Here is a 21,368-nt window from a genome sequence, read left to right as displayed (position 1 = left end):
AGCCTCCGACGGTTGCGTTCAGCCACGCCAGTCGCGTCCGCGGCCCTCGTGCCGTTCATGCCAATCGCGACGGCCCTCGTTCCAGTGCCCGCGCGACCCTTGCCAGCCCCAGCCCGGAGAAGCGTAGCGCGGGGCGTAATAGGCCGGCGGCGGCGCGACGTATCGGGGCGCCGGCGCGTAGAAGGCCTGCGCGCCGTAGTACGGGCGCTGCGCATAGGCGTAGTTCCCGTCATAGGGGTAATCCGCCGCGACGCAGCCCGACGCCAAAGCGAGGGGCAGCAGCAGGCCGGGAAGTCGAAGCTTGCGCATAGGTACCTCCGGCGCGGCGGCCGGTGGTGGGCTGGACCACCGCGATACCCATGGAACGCGCCCGGCGCGTCGAAGGACGGGCGGGATCAAGGCGGTTTGCGGGCACCGGGGCCGCGAGCCGGCCCCGGGCGCGTCACATCCTACTGATCGGCGTAGACGTGGCTCTCGCCCGCCGCGCCGGGATGCGTGACCGCGCCGTTCAGCGCGGGCCCGACGAGCTGGGCGTATTTCCATAGCGCGCCCGCGCTGTAGTCGGTCCTGCGCGGCTGCCAGGCGGCCTTGCGCTTCGCGAGCGTCGCCTCGTCCACCATCAGGTCGATCGTGCCCTTCTCCGCGTCGATCACGATCCTGTCGCCGCTCTCGATCAGGGCGATCGGGCCGCCCACCGCGGCCTCCGGCCCGACATGGCCGATGCAGAAGCCGCGCGTCGCGCCGCTGAACCGCCCGTCGGTGATCAGCGCGACCTTGTCGCCCATGCCCTGGCCGTAAATGGCGGAGGTGGTGGACAGCATCTCCCGCATGCCCGGGCCGCCCTTTGGGCCCTCGTAGCGGATGATGATGACGTCGCCCGCCTTGTAGGCGCGCATCTCGACCGCCTTGAAGGCGTCCTCCTCGCAGTCGAAGCAGAGCGCGGTGCCTTCGAAGCGCAGGGTCTTCATCCCCGCGATCTTCACGATCGCCCCTTCCGGCGCGAGCGTGCCCTTCAGCGACACCACGCCGCCGATCGGGCTCACGGGATCGGAGGTCGGGCGGACCACGTCCTGGTCCTTCGGGACGATGACCTCGCGGTGGTTCTCCGCGAGCGTCCTGCCCGTGACCGTCATCGCGTCGCCGCGGAGGTAGCCGCCGTCCAGCAGCGCCTTAATGATCACCGGCACGCCGCCGACGTTGAAGACGTCGAGCGCGACGTACTTCCCGCCGGGCTTGAGGTCGGCGATGTGCGGCGTCGCGCGCATGATCTCCGCGACGTCGTGCAGGTCAAACTTGATGCCGGCCTCATGCGCGATGGCGGGCAGGTGCAGGCCGGCATTGGTGGAGCCGCCGGTCGCGCCCACGATCGCCGCCGCGTTGAAAAGCGCGTCCTTCGTGACGATGTCGCGCGGCCGCAGGTTGCGGCGGATCAGCTCCACCACCGCCTCGCCGGACTTGATCGCCCAGTGGTCGCGGCGCTCGTCAGGCGCCGGCGCACCGGCGGAGCCGGGCAGCGCCAGGCCGATCACCTCGGAAATGCAGGCCATGGTGTTGGCGGTGAACTGGCCGCCGCAGGCGCCCGCGCCGGGGCAGGCATGCTGCTCGAGCTCCAGCAGCTCCTCGTCCGTCATGTTGCCGGCGGCGTGCTGGCCGACCGCCTCGAAGACGTCGAGGACGGTGACGTCGCGGCCGCGATGCCGCCCCGGCATGATGGAGCCGCCATACATGAAGACCGACGGCACGTTCAGCCGCACCATCGCCATCATCAGGCCGGGCAGCGTCTTGTCGCAGCCGCCCAAGCCCACCAGCGCGTCGTAGCAATGCCCGCGCATGGTGAGCTCCACGCTGTCCGCGATGATGTCGCGCGACGCGAGCGACGACTTCATGGACTGGTGGCCCATGGCGATGCCGTCGGTGACCGTGATGGTGGTGAACTCGCGCGGCGTGGCGCCGGCGGCCTTCACGCCGACCTTCACCGACTGCGCCTGGCGGGACAGCGCGATGTTGCAGGGCGCGGCCTCGTTCCAGCAGGTCGCGACGCCGACGAAAGGCTGCTCGATCTCCTCCTTCGTCAGGCCCATCGCGTAGTAGTAGGAGCGATGCGGCGCGCGCTCCGGCCCGATGGTGGTGTGCCGGCTCGGCAGCTTCGACTTGTCCCACTTCGTCATGACTGGCGGTCCCTCAGGGCGAATGAGCCGCCCATCGGTCCCGGGGCGGGCGGTGTCAAGCCTCGCGCAGCACCGGCAGGGCGGCAAGGCGCGGCGCCGCCTCGTCGAGGAAGGCGCGCAGGCGCGCGGGCATGAAGCGGCCGGCGGGATGGACGAGCTGGACTGGGATCGGCGGCGGCTCGTGCTCGCGCAGCAGCCGCACCAGGCGGCCCGCCGCGATCTCCGCCGCGGGCTGGTAGGACAGCGCCTGGAGGACCCCGCGCCCTTCCACGGCGGCGGCGACGGCGGCCTCCGCCTCGTTCACCGCGAAGCGCGCCTGGGGCTGCAGCGTGATCCCGCCGGCGAAGCGCCAGGACGGCGGCGCGGCCTGCGAGGCGAAGACGACGAGGTCGTGGGCCGCCAGGTCGTCGGGTCGCGACGGCGTGCCGCGCCGCGCGAGATAGGCGGGACTCGCCACCAACACGCGGCGCAGGCTACCGAGATGGCGCCGCCGCAGGCTGCTGTCGGGCAGGCGCCCGATCCGCACCGCAAGGTCGAGCCCTTCCTCCACCAGGTCGATCACGCGGTCCGACAGCACCAGATCCACCGAGACCGCGGGATGCGCGTCGAGGAACATCGCGACGACCGGCGCGACGTGGCGGCGGCCGAAGACCAGCGGGGCGGCCAGGCGCAGCCGCCCACGGGCTTCCCGACCCTCGCCCGCGGCCTCGCGCAGCGCGTCCTCGATGTCGCCGAGCGCGCGGCGGGCCTGCTCGGCCAGGCGCCGGCCGGCGTCCGTCAGGGCAAAGCGCCGCGTGCTTCGGTCGGCGAGGCGCACGCCCAGCCGGGCTTCGAGCTCCGCCAGGGCACGGCTCATCGCCGGGGGCGAACGGCCGAGGCGCCGCCCCGCCGCCGAGAGGCCGCCGGCCTCGGCGACGGCAAGGAAGGTCACAAGGGTGTCGAGCCGGTCCATTATTGCGCCTGATGGAAGAATGTCATGCCGATCGCCTGACTACCGCCTTCCGGCGCATGATGCGACATGACCGCGGCAAGCAGGAGCATCCCCATGGGCCGCCATTTCGCCGCGATCGCCTTCACCGATGCCGTCCGCGCGGAGCAGGAGGCGCTGGGCTCCCGGGCGGCCTATGCGCGGGTCGAGCAATCCGGCGCTGTCGATGACGTCCTGACCGCGCGGGAGGCGGCATATCTCGGCGCAGCGCGCTCGCTCTTCGTCGCCTCGGTCAACGCGGATGGCTGGCCCTACATCCAGCATCGCGGCGGGCCCGCGGGCTTCGTGCAGGTTCTGGAGGGGGGGCGGGCATTCGGCTTCGCCGACCTCTCGGGCAACCGCCAGCACGTGACGCTCGGCAACCTGCGGGGCGACGACCGGGTGTCGCTGATCGTGCCGGACTACCTGGAGCGGCGACGGCTGAAACTGTTCGGTCGGGCGCGGCTGGTGACGCGGGAGGAGGACCCTGCCCTGGTGGCGCGCCTGGCCGAGGCGGCTGGCGCGCCCGCCGGCCGCGCGCTTGTCATTGGGGTCGCGGGCTACGACTGGAACTGCCCGCAGCACATCCCGCGGTTGATCCCGGAGGAGATGGTGGCCGAGACGCTCGGCGCGGCGGCACGGCGGATCGCGGCGCTGGAGGAAGAGCTGCGTCAGCCCGTGGCGAGCAGGAAGCCGATGCCGATGACGAGCCCGAGCACGGCACCGACTGCCTGAGCCTGCGGGCGCGACAGTCGGCGGCCGGCGACGTCGCGCTTCGGCAGCTGCTCGCCGGCAAGGATCACCGGGGCGGAGAACAGGACGATGGCGACAAGTAGCTTCAGCGCGCCGGCGTCCATGCCCTACCCCGCGATGCGCGCCAGGGCGGCGTCCAGGCGGGCCATCTCGGCTTCCGCGGCGGACAGGCGCTCGCGGTTCTCCTCGACGACCTCCTCCGGCGCGCGGGCCACGAAATCGGCGTTGCCGAGCTTGGCCTTGATCTTCCGCGCCTCGCCCTCCGCCGCGCCGCGCGCCTTAGCAATGCGGGCGCGCTCGGCGTTCAGGTCGATGACGTCGCCGAGCGGCAGCATCACCGTGGCCTCGCCGACCACGACCTGCGCGACGCCTTTCGGTGCGGCACCGTCGAGCGGCTTCACCTCGGTCGCGCGGGCCAGGCGCCGGATCGCGTCGATCCAGCGGCCTGCGCGCGCCAGCGTGGTGCCCGACGCGCCCTGCAGCAGCAGCGGCACGGTGACGGAGGGCGGGACGTTCATCTCGGCCCGCGCGCCGCGGACCTCGCCGACCAGCGCGACGACCCAGTCCAACTCCTCGCGCGCGGCCTCGGCGTCGGCGACCGCGACCGGCTCAGGCCAGGCCGTGCGGATCAGGCTGCCTTCCGGCCCGAAGCCGAAGAGATGCCAGAGCTCCTCCGTGACATAGGGCATCACGGGATGCAGCAGGCGCAGGATCGTGCCGAACACATGGCCGGCGGCCGCCTTCACCTCCTCCTTCTCCGCGCCGTCGGGGCCGTTGAGGACGGGTTTCGCGAACTCGATGAACCAGTCGCAATAGGTGCCCCAGACGAAGCGGTAGGCAGCGGCGGCGTATTCGTCGAAGCGGTAGGCCTCCAGCGCCGCGGTGCACTCCGCGACCGCGCGGTTCGACGCGTCCAGGATCCAGCGCGCGAGCGGCGTCTGCGCCTTCGACGGATCGAAGCCCTTCGGCGCCGCAATGCCGTTCATCTCCAGGAAGCGCGCGGCGTTCCAGAGCTTGGTGACGAAGCCGCGGTAGTCCTCGACGCGCTTGCGGCCGAGCTTCACGTCGCGGCCGGGCCCGGTCAGCGCGGCGATGGTGAAGCGCACGGCGTCCGCGCCGAAGGCGTCGATCAGCTCCAGGGGGTCCATCACGTTCCCCTTGGACTTCGACATCTTCTGGCCCTTCTCGTCGCGGACCAGGCCGTGGATGTAGACGTGGCGGAACGGCACCTCGCCCATGAAGTGGATGCCCATCATCATCATCCGGGCGACCCAGAAGAAGATGATGTCGAAGCCCGTCACCAGCACGTCGCCGGGATAGTACTTTTGCAACTCCGGAGTCTTGTCGGGCCAGCCGAGCGTGCTGAACGGCCAGAGCGCGGAGCTGAACCAGGTGTCCAGCACGTCGGGGTCACGCACCAGCGTCACGTCGCGCCCGAACTTCGCGCGAGCCTTTTCGGCCGCCTCCGCCTCGGTCTTCGCCACGAAGACCTCGCCATCCGGCGCATACCACGCGGGGATCTGGTGCCCCCACCAGAGCTGGCGCGAGACGCACCAGGGCTGGATGTCGCGCATCCAGGCGAAGAAGGTGTTCTCCCACTGGCGCGGGACGAAGACGGTCTGGCCGGTCTCGACCGCCTTGATCGCGGGCTGCGCCAGCGTCTTCGCGTCCACGTACCACTGCATGGTCAGGCGCGGCTCGATCGGCACGCCCGACCGGTCGCCATGCGGGACCATGTGGGTGTGCGGCTCGATCGCCGCCACCAGGTCGAGTTCCTGCAGACGCGCCACGATGCGCTTGCGCGCCTCGAAGCGGTCCACGCCTTCCAGCGCGCGCACGAAGCCGGGGTCGCCGCCATCGGCGGAAAGCGAAGGCTCGATCTCGGCGACCATCACCTTGGCGTCGGCGTCCAGCACGGACGCCATGGGCAGCGCGTGGCGCTTGCCGACCTCGAAGTCGTTGAAGTCGTGCGCAGGGGTGATCTTCACCGCGCCGGTGCCCTTCTCGGGGTCGGAATAGGTATCCGCCACCACAGGGATGCGCCGGCCGACCAGCGGCAGGATCAGCTTCTTGCCGATCAGGTCGCGATACCGCTCGTCATCCGGATGCACCGCGACCGCGGTGTCGCCCAGCATCGTCTCCGGCCGCGTCGTCGCGACGACCAGGAAGCGCCCGGGCTCGCCCTCCACGGGATAGCGGAGGTGCCAGAGATGGCCCTTGATCTCGCGGCTCTCGACCTCGAGGTCGGAGATGGCGGTCTGGAAGACCGGGTCCCAGTTCACCAGGCGCCGGTCGCGATAGAGCAGCCCCTGCTCGTGCAGCGTGACGAAGACCTCGATGACCGCCTTCGACAGGCCCTCGTCCATGGTGAAGCGCTCGCGCGGCCAATCGAGCGAGGCGCCGAGCCGGCGCAGCTGGCGGGTGATGGAGCCGCCGGACTGCGCCTTCCATTCCCAGACATGCTGGAGGAAGGCCTCGCGCCCCATCGTCCGGCGATCCAGCCCTTGGGAGGCCAGAAGCCGCTCCACCACCATCTGCGTCGCGATCCCGGCATGGTCGGTGCCGGGCTGCCACAGCGCGTCGCGGCCCTGCATGCGGCGCCAGCGGATTAGCGTGTCCTGGATGGACATGGTCAGCGCATGGCCGATGTGCAGGCTGCCCGTGACGTTGGGCGGCGGGATCATGATGGTGAAGGGCTTCGCGGGGGAGGACGGGTCGGCCGCGAAGGCGCCCTCCTTCTCCCACAGCGCATAGAGCCGCGGTTCCACCGAGCTGGCATCGAAGGTCTTGTCGAGCATGGCGGCATCCCTTCCGCGCCGCCGCGGCAACGTCAAGGGGAGAGGACGCGCCCCTGCCCTGCCCTGCCCTGAACCGGGCTGCCGCGGCCGTCGCCGTCAGGGCAGCGCCCGGCCGACCACCCGCTCGATCTCGGCCCGCACCAGCCGCTCCACCATCGGCGGCAGGTGGGTGTCGAGCCATTCCTTCAGCAGCGGGCGGATCTCCTCCCGCACCACGTCCTCGATCGAGGGTCCGCCGCGGCTCACGGTCGCCGAGCGTTCCTGCGCCACCGCGCGCAGCAGCTTGCCTACCGCCGCCGTGGTCGCCGCCGCGACCATGGGCGCGACCAGCGTCTCTGGCGCCGCGGCCGGGGCCGGCGCGATCTCCGGACCCTCCTCCGGCTCCGGATAGGGCTCGGGCGGCGCCGCCGCGGCGGGCGGCGGCTCCACCATCATGGCCTCGGTGAGCTCCAGCGGCTCGGCCGGCGGCGCGGCGGTGGGGGCGGCGGGCGCGGCCGGTGCGGCGCCGGGCGGCGCCTCGTCCTCGTTCAGGATCCGCCGGATCGAGGCCAGGATGTCGTCCATGGCGGGATCTCCGCCGGGGAGCCCGCCGGCCGGCTTCGGCCCTTCCCCGCCCTGCGATCCGCTCATCGCGCCGGCGTCGCGTCGGAGACGCGGTCCGTCTCGCCCCAGCCCGCCCAGCGGTCGCGCACCGCCCGGTAATAGGCCTCGGGGTCATAGACCTCGACAGGCAAGGTCAGGTCGCGCGCGGTCAGGCGACCGACGGCGACGGCCAGGTTGTGGGACGCGGTGATCAGCGCGGCCAACCCGCGGACCAGCGCGACGCGGGCGTTCAGCAGTTCCTGCTCGGCGTTCAGCACGTCGAGCGTGGTGCGGCTGCCGACGATCGCCTCGCGCTGCACGCCGTCAAGCGCGATCTCGGCGGCGCGGATCTGGGCGCGGTTCGCCTCGACCTGGGCGCGGGCGGAGACCAGGGTCTCATAGGCCTGCGTCGCCTGCTGGCTGGCCGTGCGGCGCTGGTCCTCGACGACCTGGCGGGCCTGCTGGGCCTGCTGCCGGGCCTGGCGGACCAGCGAATATTCGGCGCCGCCCTGGTACAGCGGCATGGTCAGGTTCGCCGTGACCTGGGTGCCGTTCTGGCGCAGGCCGTCGGTGGTCTGGTTGTCCTGGCGGAAGACCGAGCCGTTCAGGCTGACCTGGGGCATCAGGTTGCTGAACTGGATGTCGATGTTGTCGCGGGCCGCGGCCTCGTCGAACAGGGCGGCGACGACGTTCGGGTTGTTCGCGCTGGCGAGTGCCGCGGCCTGCTGGGAGGTGGCGGCGACCTGGCGCAGCGGCTGGGGCGGGCTCAGCCGCTGCGGCGGCTGGCCGACGACGCGGGTGAAGGTGGCACGGGCCTGCTGCAGGCGACCTTCGCTGTCCGCCCGGCTGGCGATGGCGCCGGCAAGCCGGCTCTCGGCCTGGGCGACGTCGGTGCGGGTGATCTCGCCGACGCGGAAGCGCTCGTTGGTGGCCTGCAGCTGCCGGGTCAGGACCTGCACGTTGTTGGTGTTGAGCCGGACCTCCTCGGCCAGCTGGATCACCTGGACATAGGCCGTGACGGCGTCCTGGAGGACCTGCTGCTCGGTCGCGAGAAGCCGGGCGCGCTGGGCGAGGACCTGGTTCTCGGCGCGCCTCGTCTGCGCGGTGGTGCGGCCGCCGCGGTAGATCGGCTGCGTCACCGAACCCTGTACGGTGTAGATGTCGCGGGACCGCCAGGGGGTGTCGACCCGCGCGCCGCCTTGCGTCGGCGTCCCGACCGCGGAGGAGGTCTGCTGGCCGCCGGAGCCCGTGATCTGCACCGTGGGCCGCCAGCCCGCCAGCGCCTGCGGCACGTTCTCGTCCACCGCGCGGAGGTTGGCGCGGGCGGCCTGCAGGGTCGGGTTGTTGGCATAGGCCATGGCCAGCGCTTCCTGCAGCGTCTGGCCGGCGGCGGGCCGGATCTCGGCGATGGCGGTCGATGCCAGCAACACGCCGGCAATAGCGAAACGCGACGGGGTCATTAAAAGTCTCCCTCTCGGGCGATCCTAGAGCAGGATCGGAACAGGGCGGAAGCCGATCCGTCGTCGGGTCAGAAACTTATCGTATCTTCCGCCATTCGACCTGAGGTGCGCGCTGCGGCGCGTCAAGGCTGGCGGCCGAAATCCGCGCGCCGGCCCCGGCGCCTCAGAACACGAAGCCAGGACGCGGCCTGAACGCCGGCAGGGACGCGGTGGCGCAATCGAAAGCATCGGTGAGCGTCAGGGCGCCGCCCACGCGCCGCCCGAGCACCGCGCGGGAGCCGACGCCGCGGGCGGCACCCGCGAGCACGGTCGCAAGCCGCCCGCCTTCCGCCAACTGGCCGGCGATGGCGTCCGGCACGGCGGGGATCGCGCCCTCGATCAGGATCGCGTCATAAGGGGCGGCGTCGGCCGCGCCCTCCGTCACCTTGCCCTGCACCAGGCGAAGCGCGCCCGGCGCAACCAGCCCGGCCGTCGCGTGACGGGCGATCGAGACCAGGGCCGCGTCCTCCTCCACCGCCACGGCCCGGGCGCCGCAGCACGCCGCGACCGCCGCGGCATAGCCGGTGGCGGATGCAACGACCAGCAGCCGGTCGCCGTCGCGCAGCGCCAGCAGCTGGATCAGCCGGGCGATCATCATGGGCTGGATCAGCACGCGCCCGCCGGGCAGCGCCACGTCCTCGTCGGCATAGGCCCGGGCGGCGAGGTCGGTGGGAAGGAAGAGCTCGCGCGGGAGTTCGCCCATCGCGGCCAGCAGCGCGGGGTCGGTCACCCGGTTCGGGCGGAGCTGGCCGTCCACCATGCGCCGGCGCGCCTCGGCCAGGTCGGCCACGCTGATCATCGGCCGCCCGGCCGTGGCGAGAGCGTTCTGCATGGCGGCGTTATAGTGGTCGCTCCGGCGATGGCCAAGCGGCCGGCGGGCGTCCCCCCGGCGCTTGACCCCGGTGGGCGGCTGCCGGATACAGCGCCCGACGGCCGCGTGGCAGAGTGGTGATGCACCGGACTGCAAATCCGTGAATGCCGGTTCGATTCCGGCCGCGGCCTTGTCTTCCTGCCTGGCAAGTGTCGGTCGCCGGCGCGCCGTACGGGAGCCTGGCGGACGCTTGCAGCGTGCGCGGCCGCCGGGTTGCGGCGGGCACTCGGCGGCGCCAGAGGGACATAGTTTCTGCTCCTCTGGTTTTGAGGGGCTTCACCTCGGGTGGATCGGTTGCTATAGCCCCGCCCCTCGACTGATCCGGCGTGGCGCAGCGGTAGCGCAGCGGACTGTTAATCCGTTGGTCGTTGGTTCGAATCCAACCGCCGGAGCCAACATCCGAGTCAATTCAAGTGCTTAAAGGGGCGCTGACGGCGAGCCCTCAAAAGCGCCCACAAACGGCGGCGCCCGTGCAGATCCTGCGAGCGCCACCGGGCCGCCGGATGTCAGCATGAACCCGCCGATCACGTTCACCGTTGCCGACCTCGCCCGCGACGAGGGCCTGGCGTTCCGCTGCTTCTGCGGGACCCGGACCTTCCGACGCCACGAGCTGGTCGCGCTTGTCGGCGCGGACGCCCGCCTGAACCACATCGGCCTGCGGCGGGAGCTTTGGTGCGCCACCTGCCGCGAGCCGCCGCTGGACGGCCAGATCGTAGTCGTCGAGGACGGCAGCGACACATAGGCCGTTATGCGCCGGAAGGCCGCCGCACGCCGCCGTCGCGCCTACCCCGGCGGTGCCCACCGCCAATGCAGCTGCGGCCGTTCTGGCAGGTCACGCGGGACCATGGCGCGGGCCCAGGCGCAGGTGTCGATCTTCGCGAACTCGGCGACGGCCTTCTCAGCCACCCTGCTGTCCGCGAAGCCGTGGAAGATCATCAGCTCGGAGAAGATCCACTCCGGGGTCATAGTGGGCATCCCGTTCATCCAGTCCGAGAAGACGCAGCCGTGCGTCATGGCTGCGGGCCTCCGCCATATGGCGTTCGCTGCGCCGCCCGAGCGGATGTCGCGCTTGTGGAAGACATGCACTTCAACGACGGCGAAGGCGCCGCCCCGCCGCTCGCCGTCGCAGAACCAGCAGATCGCGGCGTCCCGCGCTGGGATGAGTTTCGACTCGTTCATGATGACAACGATAGCATCGCCGGGGCTGGCCGTGGCCCCTCAGAGCGTTGCCTGGCGGATGCGGTCGAGGTGCAGCTCGCCCTTCGCGCCCTCCGGGACCTCCGGCCTGAACGCCTCGTAGAGCCTGAACCCGACGCGGTTCAGCTGGTCGGGCGGCAGGCTGGCCTTCAGCTTCCCAGGCACGGCCGGTTACCCCCACCTCGGCGAGACCTGCCGCGAGTTCTCACGCCACCTCGAAGATCGCCTCAATCTCGACGGTGATGCCGAAAGGCAGCGAGGCCATGCCGACGCCGGTGCGGGCGTGCCGGCCCCGTTCGTCGCCGAACACCTCAACGAACAGGTCGGAGCAGCCGTTGATAACGCGAGGATGCTCGGTGAACTCCGGCACCGCGTTCACCATGCCGAACACCTTTACGACCCGCGTGACGCTGTCGAGGCCGCCGAGGAAATCGCGCAGCACCGCCAGCAGTCCGAGGCCGGTCAGGCGGGCGTGCTGATAGGCTTGCTCGACGGTGACGTCGCGGCCGACCTTTCCGGTCTCAAAGCCTCCCTCGAAACGGCGTGGGCCCAGGCCGGAGAGGAAGACCAGGTTGCCGCTTCGCACCGCGAAGACGTTGTTGATGCCAGGAACCGGCGTGATGCGCGGCAGGGCGATGTTGCGCTCCCGAAGTCGCTGCTCGGCAACCGGCGGCGCCTGCGCCGCGGCCCCGCGCGCAGCCAGCACGACCAAGCCGGCGGCCAGCGCCGTGCGGCGGGTGAGGTGATCCATGCTCCTTCCTCCCACGGCGCCGCCGGCGCGGCGCGCGCCGGGACCGTGACTCCTCTTCCGGCGATAGGGCAAGCGGAACGGAGCGGAGCCGCGCTACGAACCGGCGCCAGCACGCGGGCCAGGCGGGCTGAGGACCATGGGCGGCACCGACGACATCCTGTCGAGCCACCGCCAGGGTGAGGCGTTGTAGGGCGTCCATGTCCAGATGCTCGCGCATCAGTTCAAGGCTCCTCTCCAACGCCCGGAGGACCACCCTGGCCTGCGCCACCGCGTCGGCGTGGTGGTCGCGATCTAGTTCCTCGATCAGGGCAGCCTGACGCGCGACGCGCGCCTCGCCGTCGCGGACGTGGCGTTCAGCCTGCGCAAGGTGGTCCTCGGCCTGGTTCATGTGCCTCCAGGAATGAGCCGTCGCCGACCGTGACGCGCAGGCCCTGCCAGCGGACGATGCTGGCGCGGCGCTGCCCCCACCCCCCGCACGCATCAAACCGCGGGGGTGGGGGGTCTCCTGATCCAGGGTCCCAAGAATTCATTGCCGGTCCCATTCCCATCCGTCCCCGCTCGAAGCGCACGTCGTTGCGACCGCGCGAGCTACATCGCCGAGAAAACTTGATTTCAGCGGTGGAAGGTGGATCGATGCGTTCCATTCAAGGCATCCCGTCCGCCTTGGGGGGGCCATGAACATCCATTCCGGCTTGCGGCAAGCGCAAGCGCGCCTCGCCCCGGCGCGCGGTATGCCGATGGGGACCGGTGAGCCGAGACGCCTCGGCGCTCTGGTCCTCGCCGCGCTCACCGTCCCCCTGCTCGTGCTGGCCGTCTTCGCCTGGCTTTCTTGGCGCGACACCTGGAACTCGGCGGAGCGCGAACTCGCGCGCGGCGCCGAGGCCGCGGCTGAATACGCGCGGCGCGTTCTCGACATCCATTTGCTCGCCGCGGACCTCACCAACCACGTCCTGCGCGGCCTATCCGACGAAGAGGTCCGCGTGCGCGAGGGCGACCTGCACCGCGAGCTGCGCCAGCTCCTGCCCTCGCTGCCGGGGGTCAATACGGTCGTCGTGCTCGACCGCGAGGCCGACGTCCTGCTCACCGGGAACATATACCCGGTGCCGCGCGGCACGCGCTTCCCCGACCGCGAATGGGTCGTCGGCCTCCGCGAGCCCGACGCGCCGGATCCGCACATCAGCGCCGTTACGACTGGCCGGCTCGACAACAACGTCTTCTTCGGCGTCAGCCGCCGGCGCGCCGAGACGGGCAACGGGTTGCCGACCGGCGCCTATGACGGGCTGGTCAACGTGTCGGTGGACCCGAACAGCCTCTCCGCCGGCCTCGCCGCCATCGCCGGACCGCAGAACGACAGCGCGTCCCTTGTCCGCGCCGACGGGGCGGTCCTGGCGCGAAGCAACGGGATGCCGTTCCCACCGCCGCAGATCCCGGCGGCGAGCAAGCTGCGCGACGCGGCCCGGGCCGGCGAGGTTGCCGGCACCTTCATGGGTCAGACGGTCGGCCTGCCGCCCGACCAGCGCGCAGGCGAGGCCCGCCTGATCGCGTTCCGGCGCGTGGGGGAGTTGCCTCTCTACGCGACTGTGGCGCGGCCGACGCCGGTGATCGTTGCGCGCTGGCGGGAGACGTTCCTGTTGCAACTTGCCGTCGGCCTGCCAGCCTGGGCCTGCCTGGTCGTCCTCGCCCTGCTCCTGCAGCGAAAACAGCGCGCCCTCACCGCGCTGAACGCCGGCCTCGAGCGCCGGGTCGAGGAACGGACGGCCGCGCTGCGCGACAACGAGACGAAGCTGCGGATCGCCCAGCAGGCGGCGCGGACGGGCACCTTTGTATTGGACCCCGACACCGGCGAGGTGGATTGGTCGGACGAGCAGTATGCGCTGTTCGGGTTGGACCGCGCGGCCGACGGCCCGATGGACTACGCGCGGTTCCTCGACGAGGTCGTCCATCCCGAGGACCGCGCGCTGGTCGAGGCGGCCGGCGCGGCTGCCTTCGCGTCCGGCGAGTTCGAAGCCGACTTCCGGGTATGGCGGCGCAGGCCGGACGGCACCCGCGAGATGCGCTGGATGACCGGCAGGGGCCGTCGCCTGACAAGGCCCGACGGCGGGCCCGGCCGCATGTTCGGCGTGAACGTGGACATCACGGATCGAAAGGCCGCCGAGGAACGGCAGGCGCTGCTGATGCGCGAGGTGGGCCACCGCGCGAAGAACGCGCTGGCCGTCGTGCAAGCCGCCCTGCGCCTCACCCGCAAGGACGACGCGGAAGCCTACGCGCAGGCGATCGAGGGCCGCGTCGCAGCCCTGGCGCGGGCGCACACGATCCTTGCCGCGGGCCAGTGGGAGAGCGCCGCGCTGCGCGAGCTGGTCGAGGTCGAGCTGGCAACCTTCCAGCCGGACGGCGTCGCGACCGAGGCGCAGAAACGGGTGACAGTCGAAGGCCCCGACCTCGCGCTGCTGCCCGACGCGGTGCAGGCGCTGTCGATGGCGGTCCACGAGCTGGCGACGAACGCGGCCAAGTATGGCGCCCTGTCGGTGCCGGAGGGCCGGGTGTGGGTCACCTGGCGGGTGGACAGCAGCGCCGACAGCCTCACGATCATCTGGCGTGAGAGCGGCGGCCCCCGCCTGGCCGGCGCGCCGAAGCGGCAGGGCTTTGGGTCGCGGGTGATCGAGGCGACGGTGAGGACCCAGCTCGGCGGCCGCGTGAAGCGCGTGTGGGAGGCCGAGGGGCTGGTCTGCGTCATGACCGTGCCGGTCTCGCGCGTCTTGGCCGCGGGCGCGACGGACACCTGACGGGGCCTTTCACGACGGCGCCCTTCATGCGCGTCTCTCGGTCACGAAGCCGCGAACCGAAGGTTGACGTCGCGGTCGGCGCCCACGGGGCAACGAACGGAGGGCAAGACCTGAGCTTCCTGTTGCTGTTCGCAACGCGGCCAGGCTCAAGCGGCCGGGATGAGGGAAGGGCTCGGCCGCATGGATGTCCTGCTAGTGGAGGACGAGGCACTCGTCCGCGAGGTATTGCATGAGGAGTTGGCGGAGGCAGGGCTGGATGTGGCGTCCGTGGGCAGTGCCGAGGAAGGGCTCGATGCCGTCGAGCAACAGGGACCTCCCCCGGTCATCGTCACCGACGTGAACCTCGGCTGCGGGATGGATGGCGTGGCGCTGGCGGAGGAGGCGCACAGGCGCTGGCCGGGCGTTGTCGTCGTCGTGATGATGACAGGGGACGACCGGAACGTCGCGCGCTTTCGCGATGGGCTTTGCGAGTGCTGCTTCCTCAAACCGTTCAATCCGCAGGACCTCCTGGCGGCCGTCAACGATCGGTGCCGGCTGGCAGCCTAGACGTCACGACGGTCGAGCGCCGGCGCCGTTGCGCCCGCGCGGCAACGTCCGCGACGCGGTCGTGCTGTCCCGCATTTGTGAGGTTCGGTGCCCGCATCATGCTGGGCTTCCGATGCGCCATCCGCAGCGCGAGTTTCCACAGCGAGGCGCGGCCCCGAGTGCGAGGGACGCCGTCGCGATCCGGTCGTGGATCCACATATCCACAGATCCGGCGCCGAATTGACCGCTAGATCAGGGTAAGAACCTTGGAACTGCGGAAGCTCAAGCAGATATGCCCGCAAGCGAAGACGAGATGAGAGGCGCAGTGGGCGAGCAGCAGGCCCGTTCGGCCGCAGAAACTGCCTGTTCAATCCGCCCGTTTTCCTTCCGCGATTACCCAACGGGAAGACATGGCAGCACGACCGACCTGGGAGGGGCATCTGCGGCTTTCGCTCGTCACCTGTCCGGTGCGCCTGTTCAAGGCCGTCGGCGAGGGCGAGGCGGTCCACTTCAACCTCCTCCACAAGCAGACGCTGAACCGCGTGAAGCAGGCGTGGAAGGACCCCGGTGACGGCGTCGTCGAGCGCAAGGACTTGGTGCGCGGCTACCAGGTCGAGCGCGACCGCTACATCGTCGTCGAGGACGACGAACTCCGGAAGCTGAAGCTCGAAAGCACGAAGGTCATCGACATTGAGCGGTTCGTCGATGGCCGCAGCATCGACCGCCTCTACTGGGACGAGCCTTACTACCTGGTGCCCGACGGCAAGCCGGCCCAGGACCCCTACGCGGTGATCCGCGAGGCGATGGCGGGGGAGAACCAGGTTGCGCTCGGCAGGCTCGTCATGAGCAACCGCGAGCGGATCGTCGCCATCGAGCCGCGCGGCAAAGGGATGCTTCTCAGCACGCTCCACAGCCAGGACGAGGTGCGGTCGGAGGCGGAGGCGTTCGACAACATCGCGGAGGTGAAGATCGACCGGTGCATGGTGGACATCGCCAAGCAGATCATCACGCAGGCCAAGGGCCCGTTCGATCCCGCCGAGTTCCACGACCGCTACAAGGAGGCTGTGCGGGACCTCGTCGCGGCGAAGATGGAGGGCGAGGCGCCGGTGCATCGGCCGGCGCCAGGGCCCTCGGAAAGCAACGTCATCGACCTCATGGAGGCTCTGCGCCGATCGCTGCGCGCGCCGCCGCGCGGGCCGGAAGAGAACGACGGGGCGCAGCAGCAGCGGGATGCGGCACCGCGTCCGCCGGCCAAGACGCGGACCACCAAGGGGGCCAACACCGGGGAGCGTCGCGTAACGCCCCGGAAGGGAGGCTCCCATGCTCGACGGCGCGCTGCCGGGTGACGTGACGACGCTCGGGGCACCGCCCTACCACCGGGCGCCGGGCGAGGACTGCTTCGTCGTAGCTCGCGACCCGGATAGCGGCGACCCCGTCGCAACAGCGATGCGATGGGGCCTGCGGGTCGAAGGGCGGCGATGCCGCCTGGTGCGTGCGGACGAATACGCGGCCCGCGGGGCCGCACGCATGTTTCCTTGCATCGTGCCGGTCTCGGGCTTCGTGCAGCAGGGCCGCCGGCGCACGCGCGTCGCGGTCACACTCGCCGCCTCGACAACTCTCGCCATGGCGGCCCTCTGGCAGCAGCAGGCCGGCGGCGCCGCCTTCGCGATCGTCACGACGGACGCCGGCGGTGATATCGCGACGATGCTCCCGCGGATGCCGGTGCTGCTGCCGCCGGCGGCCTGGCCGCAATGGCTCGCCGGCCTGCCGCCGACGGCCGTGGAACTGAACCGGCTCGCCCGGCCAGCACCTGCCGCCTGGTTCCGCCTGGCGCTGCAAAGCGAACTGCCGCGGCGAGACGCCGCCCTGTCGGTGGCGCGCCAGATCGAGGCATGGGCGCCGGGCAGCATGACGGCACCCCGGCGGGAACGCCGCCCCCTTCGCCACGGCACATGGGAGCCGGGCCATGCCCTGGGGTGAAGGGCCGGGCGAACTGCCGCCGATGCGCCGCGCCACGGGCGAGGCGCTCGTCCAGATGGCCGCGCAGGCCGCCGTCCATCAGGTCATCGGCGCCGATGACCTGGAGCGCGAGGCCACTCAGGACGCCTGGCACACCTTCGCTGACCTCATGCAGGATGTCGCCGACACCGCGGCGATGTTGGACGCGGACGACCGCGCGGCGCTCGCGAAGCACCTGGATGGCGCCATTGCCGACCTGCGTCGCGTGGGGGCACGGGTCGTCGCCGGCAGCGCGGGCGACGTGCTGTTCGTGGCGGTGATCCCGATCGGCGACCGCCGCGACCTGCGCGCCATGTTCGCGGCGGGCTGACGCGGTGGATCGCCTCTATGAGCGGTTCCGCCAGGCCCTCGAAGAGGAGTGGCTGCTTTCCGACCTCGGCCAATGGATGATCCATAACCGGCGCGAGGTCGAGACGCTGCTCGCTGCGGGTGACTTGGATTGGGAACTAGCCGCCGCTCACTTCGCGGGCGCGGGCCTGCTCGACGTGCGCGGCCGCAAGCCCAACGCCGCGACGGCCGTGGAGACGTGGCGGCGCGTTCGAGAGCAGTATGGTGGTTCGACGAGTCCAAGCTCGGCGCCGTGCAGGGCGACGCCACTCCTAGACTTCCTGGATTTCGAGAAGCTTCTGTATTTCTACTTCAACTGCCTCCGAAATAGCTTCGCGCGCCAGCACCGTTCGGCAGAAAACATGCGGTATAGCGATCGCGTTCGGCGCCAATCCCAATAGCTTTAGATCCCCCACGAACACCGCTTCATCAACAGGGACATAAACTACTTCTTCCCTTTCCGCCTTCTCCCGAAGGGTGTCAGCTGGGAGACGAAGCACTTCATTCATTGCGGAGATGAGGTCGCCCTCCAGATCCGATCGGCGAAGGCGTTCGAACCACCTTCCGACCATATGTTCTGATGCTGACACAAAACTTTGGTGCATCCGCATCCCGCGCTCATCGATGCTAAGGTGGAACAGACATACGGCGCGTTGATCGAGCAATGCTGGGTCGAACACGTTGTCCACCATCGCCCGCGCAACCTTGTCTACGAGTGCGAAGCGTTGCCAGACCATGTGCCCAGGGCGCGCCGCGGCCGGTTCGCCCCAGGCGGCAAGCGCCTGCCGGGCCCTCGCGGCGGCGCGCTCCCAGCCGCGGCCCTTCTTGTGAGTAATCGCGCCCGCATCGACCAAGTTGACGGCCGAATTGCAAGCTCGCTCGAAATCGTCAGCGTGAGGGAGGGAAAGCATCCAGCGACGCGCTTTCCCTCGGGCTTCCGCCGGCACGGGCGACCGTGGCGGAGCTTTCAGAGCGGTCACCTGAAGCGTCCTCCCTTTTCGGCACCCGCGCGAAGCCGGACGCCATCGAGGGCCGCGTAGCTGCCCGCCGTGACACGGACCTTGCCGTCCTCAATCTGCAGCAGGCCGGCGTCGAACAGGCGGTGGAGGTCGGCGCGGAGTAGGACCCCGTCGGTCGCCTCGTTGTCGCCCGTCCGCCACGACGCGCCGGGCAGGTGCGCGGCCTCTAAGACCTCCGGGACGTCCTCGCCGGTGATGGCGCAGCGCCAGCCCCAGGCTTCGCCGACGCGCTGCCGGAAGGCGGCCTGCTCGGGCCGCTGCTCCGTCTCGCGCACGCGGATGGCGCGGGCTTCCAGGGCCGCGCCGCTTCGGATGCGGTATCGGTCCTGCTCGTCCAGCGGTTCGCGATCGACGAGTTCGGCGACGTGGGGTGCGACGGCCTGGATCGTCGCGCGGCCGTAGGCGATGCCGTCCATGCCGGTGAAGGTCACGCGCTCGCCGTCGTGGGCGTCGGCGTCGGCGAGGTTGAAGCGGCTCGCCGTCGGGTCATCGACCCGCAGCAGGATCGCCATGCCGTCCTACTCCGCGGGCATCAAGACGGGGTCGATGAGGCGCGCGCGGTCGTAGGCGCTGCGGCCGGCCGGCAGGCGGAACCGCAGGGGTATCGCCTTCGCGAAGTCCTTCCAGCCTTCCGCCGGCCCCTGGGTGAGGCCGCGGCGCAGGCCGCTGATGATCATGCTGGCCGGCAGGGGGAAGCGCGGGTCGGCAATCCAAATCGTGCAGCGGTCTTCCGGCCGGCGGATGCCGCGGCCCATGCCCTGCGTGAGGCGACGCATGGCGTCGCCGCGGGCCTCGGAGGCGAGGATGTTGCGGGCATCGGCGTCAGCCATGCCGCGGCGCCGGAGGGCGGAGGCGAGGATCGCCTCGCGGAGCGGATCGGGGCGCCCGAGGGGCAAGCGCAGGATGACGACGTTCTGCACCAACCCCGGCAGGTCGAGGCCCGCCCAGGCGGCCGGCGTGACCAGCACCGCGTTCGCCGACGCCTTGAACTGCTCGATGAGGGGGCGGAGCCGCTCGCCGCGCCGATGCAGCAGCGCGTCACCCCCGAGGCGGCGGGCGAGTTCCTCGACGTCGCCGTAGCTGGCCGCCAGGACGAGCGTCCGGCCGGCGCCGGCGGCCTCTTTCACGATGTGCGCCGCGCCGTCGAAGAAGCTTGGGTTGGGCTCCCCGCCCTCGATGAACGGCATCGGCATGGCGCGGCTCGCGAGGCGGAAGCTCATATCGCCGAAGCGCGGCGGCGACATCGTCAGCGGCTCGACCGCGAAGAAGCCTAGGCGGCGGCAGGCGGTCTTCACCTCGTCCAGCTCGTCGTCGTGCCGGCCGAGGGTCGCGGACACCAGCACCACCTGGCGGTCCTTCAACGCGCCGCCGAGCCAGCCCGCGGCGTCCACCGAGGTGACGGTCAGCGCGGGCCCGGCGGCCTTGTCGTCCACCAGGGCGGCGCCGGCGCGCGGGCCGTGTTCCGCGGCGAACTGGTGGATGTCGTCGGCGAGGTCGCGAAGGGCTTCGCCGTGATCGGCATCCGCATCCCGCGCGGCCTGTCGAAGGGCCGTCGCGATTGCGTTCGCGGCCGCCGCCATCGGCCCGTCGCGCCAGACGATCGTCTCGTCCGTCACGCGAGCACGCAGCGCCGCCATCGGCGCCGAGACGTCCACCCCGGCCTCCTCCGCCTGGGCCTCGATGTCATCGAGCGGGAGACAAACCTCCAAGGCACCGGCCGCGACGGAGGGCAGCGTGTCGGCCTCGTCAAAGATCACGACGTCGGCGGCGAGGCGTCGGTAGCGCGCCTCCAGCAGCGTCAGCGCGTGGGTCTGCACGACGATGCCGGCCTGGGCCGCGGCGTCTCGTTGGGCGACGAAGGCGGCCTGCTCCTCCGCCGGGCAGGCGGCGGTGAGGCAGATGAGGCTCTGCGGGACGGGCAGGTCGCCGAAGTCGGCGACGAATTCGGCGATGCTGCCGGGCCACTTCGACAGCGCGTCGAGCAATCCGATGGTCTCGGCGGCCTCGCGCTGCTCGGCGAGGGCGTGGCGCAGGCGCAGCGTGCGGCTGGCGGAGACGTAGTCGGCGCGCCCGCGTCGTTCGGCGATCGCGGGCAGCCCCGCCGCGGACCCGCCCGCCGCCGCATGGGCCTGGCGCAGCGTCTCGATGACCTGCGCGCGCAGCAACAGCGTGTGGGTGGACCAGACCACCCGGCGGCGCTTCGCAGCCTCCACGAGCGCCGGGAAGGCCAGCGCCCAGGTCTTGCCGAGGCCCGTAGCAGCCTGGATTGCCAGGGCGCATGGCGCGCCTGCGTTCAACGACTCTGAGACGATACCGGCGAGGTCTGACTGGTAGGGGCGGGCTTGGAGGCCGGCGGCGCGCGCGAGGGCGTTGAAACTCGACAAGGTGGCGGAGTCGGCCTGCTGGTCCATGTCGCGAAGGTGCCACATCCGCCCGCACTCGAAACAGATAGATCCGCCACCAGGTTCGGGGCGGCCGTTCACCAACGAGACCTATGTCGGCAACTTCATCCATTGGTCCGCCCCCCGGCTGAGGCGGCTGCTCAACGCCGGACCCGCGCGAACTGGTTCGCGACCCTGCAGTCCGCCCCCGAAGCCGGGGCGGCTCGACCTGCCTGGTAGTTGGCCCACGCCATTTCCCACCTGTGGTCCGCCCCGGTAGCCTGGGCGGCTTGACCGACAGCGCCGACCGGGTGGCTGTTCTGCTACCTGTAGTCCGCCCCCGCAGCCGGGGGCGGCTCGGCGGCCTTCCCACGCGATGTCGGCCGCGCTGTTCCTGCGATCCGCCCCCGTAGTCGGGGCGGCTTGACCAACGGCGCCGCCGGGGGCCGGCCGCGCAACCGCCCCGAAGACCGGGACGGCTGTGCCGTCGATGACCTTCGTCCGAGTGATGGTGATCCTGTTGTCCGTCCCCGATTTCGGGACGGCTGGGCCAGACGCTCGGCTGCAACGGCCCGAGTAGCTCCTGAGGTCCGCCCCCGCAGCCGGGGCGGCTCGCCCCATCCATTCGCCGCTGAAGTGCCTGGCCTGCCTGCAGTCCGCCCCCGCAGCCGGGGCGGCTCGACCCTACTGGTGATGGTCTTCGCCCCGGTCTTCCTGCAGTCCGCCCC

At 71.1% G+C, this 21,368-nt stretch carries 21 protein-coding genes and 2 tRNA genes; 9 read left to right on the top strand and 14 right to left on the bottom strand.

Features of this window, described 5'->3' with window-relative positions; translation table 11 throughout:
• Positions 1-18: 18 nt before the first annotated feature.
• From ACLF3M_RS08020 to ACLF3M_RS08010, 3 genes are all read right to left on the bottom strand, one after another.
• Positions 19-309 carry a hypothetical protein gene (locus tag ACLF3M_RS08020; protein WP_430656367.1) on the bottom strand — a complete coding sequence of 97 codons (291 nt, stop codon included), beginning with the start codon at positions 307-309 and terminating at the stop codon, positions 19-21.
• Positions 310-449: 140 nt separating this feature from the next.
• A complete protein-coding gene (gene ilvD, locus ACLF3M_RS08015) occupies positions 450-2,168 on the bottom strand; it encodes a dihydroxy-acid dehydratase (protein WP_430656366.1) in 1,719 nt (572 codons plus the stop codon).
• A 55-nt stretch (positions 2,169-2,223) separates the two neighbouring features.
• Positions 2,224-3,120, bottom strand: coding sequence for a LysR family transcriptional regulator (locus ACLF3M_RS08010; protein ID WP_430656365.1), 897 nt, complete (start codon positions 3,118-3,120; stop codon positions 2,224-2,226).
• Positions 3,121-3,213: 93 nt separating this feature from the next.
• Between ACLF3M_RS08010 and ACLF3M_RS08005 the strand changes: the two genes are divergently transcribed.
• On the top strand, positions 3,214-3,870 hold the full coding sequence (locus tag ACLF3M_RS08005; RefSeq protein WP_430656364.1) for a pyridoxamine 5'-phosphate oxidase family protein: 657 nt from the start codon (positions 3,214-3,216) through the stop codon (positions 3,868-3,870).
• Here the strand turns inward: ACLF3M_RS08005 and ACLF3M_RS08000 are convergent.
• The 5 genes from ACLF3M_RS08000 to ACLF3M_RS07980 all read right to left on the bottom strand — a co-directional run bounded on the left by ACLF3M_RS08000 (position 3,807) and on the right by ACLF3M_RS07980 (position 9,599).
• Positions 3,807-3,992 carry a hypothetical protein gene (locus ACLF3M_RS08000; protein ID WP_430656363.1) on the bottom strand — a complete coding sequence of 62 codons (186 nt, stop codon included), beginning with the start codon at positions 3,990-3,992 and terminating at the stop codon, positions 3,807-3,809. The genes ACLF3M_RS08005 and ACLF3M_RS08000 overlap by 64 nt on opposite strands.
• A gap of 3 nt (positions 3,993-3,995) precedes the next feature.
• Positions 3,996-6,686: a valine--tRNA ligase gene (locus ACLF3M_RS07995; RefSeq protein WP_430656362.1), complete on the bottom strand. Its 2,691-nt coding sequence runs from the start codon at positions 6,684-6,686 to the stop codon at positions 3,996-3,998.
• A 96-nt stretch (positions 6,687-6,782) separates the two neighbouring features.
• Positions 6,783-7,250, bottom strand: coding sequence for a DUF2497 domain-containing protein (locus ACLF3M_RS07990; RefSeq protein WP_430656361.1), 468 nt, complete (start codon positions 7,248-7,250; stop codon positions 6,783-6,785).
• A 62-nt stretch (positions 7,251-7,312) separates the two neighbouring features.
• Complete coding sequence (locus tag ACLF3M_RS07985; RefSeq protein WP_430656360.1) at positions 7,313-8,728, bottom strand: TolC family outer membrane protein; 1,416 nt, start codon at positions 8,726-8,728, stop codon at positions 7,313-7,315.
• Between the two features lie 163 nt (positions 8,729-8,891).
• Positions 8,892-9,599, bottom strand: coding sequence for a protein-L-isoaspartate O-methyltransferase family protein (locus ACLF3M_RS07980; RefSeq protein WP_430656359.1), 708 nt, complete (start codon positions 9,597-9,599; stop codon positions 8,892-8,894).
• Positions 9,600-9,698: 99 nt separating this feature from the next.
• On the opposite strand from ACLF3M_RS07980, the gene ACLF3M_RS07975 reads away from it, so the two are divergent.
• The 3 genes from ACLF3M_RS07975 to ACLF3M_RS07965 all read left to right on the top strand — a co-directional run bounded on the left by ACLF3M_RS07975 (position 9,699) and on the right by ACLF3M_RS07965 (position 10,380).
• A tRNA-Cys gene (locus ACLF3M_RS07975) sits at positions 9,699-9,769 on the top strand.
• A 189-nt stretch (positions 9,770-9,958) separates the two neighbouring features.
• Positions 9,959-10,033 (top strand) — tRNA-Asn (locus ACLF3M_RS07970).
• Between the two features lie 116 nt (positions 10,034-10,149).
• Entirely contained in the window at positions 10,150-10,380 is a 231-nt protein-coding gene (locus ACLF3M_RS07965; protein ID WP_430656358.1) for a hypothetical protein, read from the top strand.
• 41 nt (positions 10,381-10,421) lie between these two features.
• On the opposite strand, the gene ACLF3M_RS07960 is transcribed toward ACLF3M_RS07965, so the two are convergent.
• Genes ACLF3M_RS07960 through ACLF3M_RS07950 form a run of 3 tightly spaced genes read right to left on the bottom strand, consistent with a single transcriptional unit; the run spans position 10,422 to position 11,541 of the window.
• The gene (locus ACLF3M_RS07960; protein WP_430656357.1) at positions 10,422-10,817 is read right to left on the bottom strand and encodes a hypothetical protein; all 396 of its coding nucleotides are present in this window, start codon (positions 10,815-10,817) and stop codon (positions 10,422-10,424) included.
• Between the two features lie 39 nt (positions 10,818-10,856).
• Positions 10,857-11,000, bottom strand: a complete 144-nt coding sequence (locus tag ACLF3M_RS07955) for a hypothetical protein (RefSeq protein WP_430656356.1) — start codon at positions 10,998-11,000, stop codon at positions 10,857-10,859.
• A gap of 40 nt (positions 11,001-11,040) precedes the next feature.
• A complete protein-coding gene (locus ACLF3M_RS07950) occupies positions 11,041-11,541 on the bottom strand; it encodes a RidA family protein (RefSeq protein ID WP_430656456.1) in 501 nt (166 codons plus the stop codon).
• Positions 11,542-12,317: 776 nt separating this feature from the next.
• Here ACLF3M_RS07950 and ACLF3M_RS07945 point away from each other — a divergent pair.
• From ACLF3M_RS07945 to ACLF3M_RS07925, 5 genes are all read left to right on the top strand, one after another.
• A complete protein-coding gene (locus tag ACLF3M_RS07945; RefSeq protein ID WP_430656355.1) occupies positions 12,318-14,369 on the top strand; it encodes an HWE histidine kinase domain-containing protein in 2,052 nt (683 codons plus the stop codon).
• A gap of 180 nt (positions 14,370-14,549) precedes the next feature.
• Complete coding sequence (locus tag ACLF3M_RS07940) at positions 14,550-14,915, top strand: response regulator (protein ID WP_430656354.1); 366 nt, start codon at positions 14,550-14,552, stop codon at positions 14,913-14,915.
• A 389-nt stretch (positions 14,916-15,304) separates the two neighbouring features.
• Positions 15,305-16,240, top strand: coding sequence for a Ku protein (locus ACLF3M_RS07935; RefSeq protein ID WP_430656353.1), 936 nt, complete (start codon positions 15,305-15,307; stop codon positions 16,238-16,240).
• The gene (locus tag ACLF3M_RS07930) at positions 16,215-16,874 is read left to right on the top strand and encodes an SOS response-associated peptidase family protein (RefSeq protein ID WP_430656352.1); all 660 of its coding nucleotides are present in this window, start codon (positions 16,215-16,217) and stop codon (positions 16,872-16,874) included. Before ACLF3M_RS07935 ends, ACLF3M_RS07930 begins: the two co-directional genes overlap by 26 nt.
• Entirely contained in the window at positions 16,861-17,223 is a 363-nt protein-coding gene (locus ACLF3M_RS07925; RefSeq protein ID WP_430656351.1) for a hypothetical protein, read from the top strand. Before ACLF3M_RS07930 ends, ACLF3M_RS07925 begins: the two co-directional genes overlap by 14 nt.
• A gap of 289 nt (positions 17,224-17,512) precedes the next feature.
• Here the strand turns inward: ACLF3M_RS07925 and ACLF3M_RS07920 are convergent, their stop codons facing one another.
• The 3 genes from ACLF3M_RS07920 to ACLF3M_RS07910 are packed head-to-tail and all read right to left on the bottom strand — an operon-like array spanning position 17,513 to position 20,670.
• Positions 17,513-18,220: a hypothetical protein gene (locus tag ACLF3M_RS07920; protein WP_430656350.1), complete on the bottom strand. Its 708-nt coding sequence runs from the start codon at positions 18,218-18,220 to the stop codon at positions 17,513-17,515.
• Positions 18,217-18,771, bottom strand: a complete 555-nt coding sequence (locus ACLF3M_RS07915; RefSeq protein WP_430656349.1) for an HNH endonuclease — start codon at positions 18,769-18,771, stop codon at positions 18,217-18,219. Before ACLF3M_RS07915 ends, ACLF3M_RS07920 begins: the two co-directional genes overlap by 4 nt.
• Positions 18,772-18,777: 6 nt before the next feature.
• Positions 18,778-20,670 carry a helicase C-terminal domain-containing protein gene (locus ACLF3M_RS07910; RefSeq protein ID WP_430656348.1) on the bottom strand — a complete coding sequence of 631 codons (1,893 nt, stop codon included), beginning with the start codon at positions 20,668-20,670 and terminating at the stop codon, positions 18,778-18,780.
• Positions 20,671-21,368: the final 698 nt, after the last annotated feature.

Source organism: Falsiroseomonas sp. HW251, assembly GCF_050563545.1.
In the GTDB taxonomy this organism is placed as follows: domain Bacteria; phylum Pseudomonadota; class Alphaproteobacteria; order Acetobacterales; family Acetobacteraceae; genus Falsiroseomonas.
This window is presented reverse-complemented; position numbering and strand designations above follow the sequence as displayed.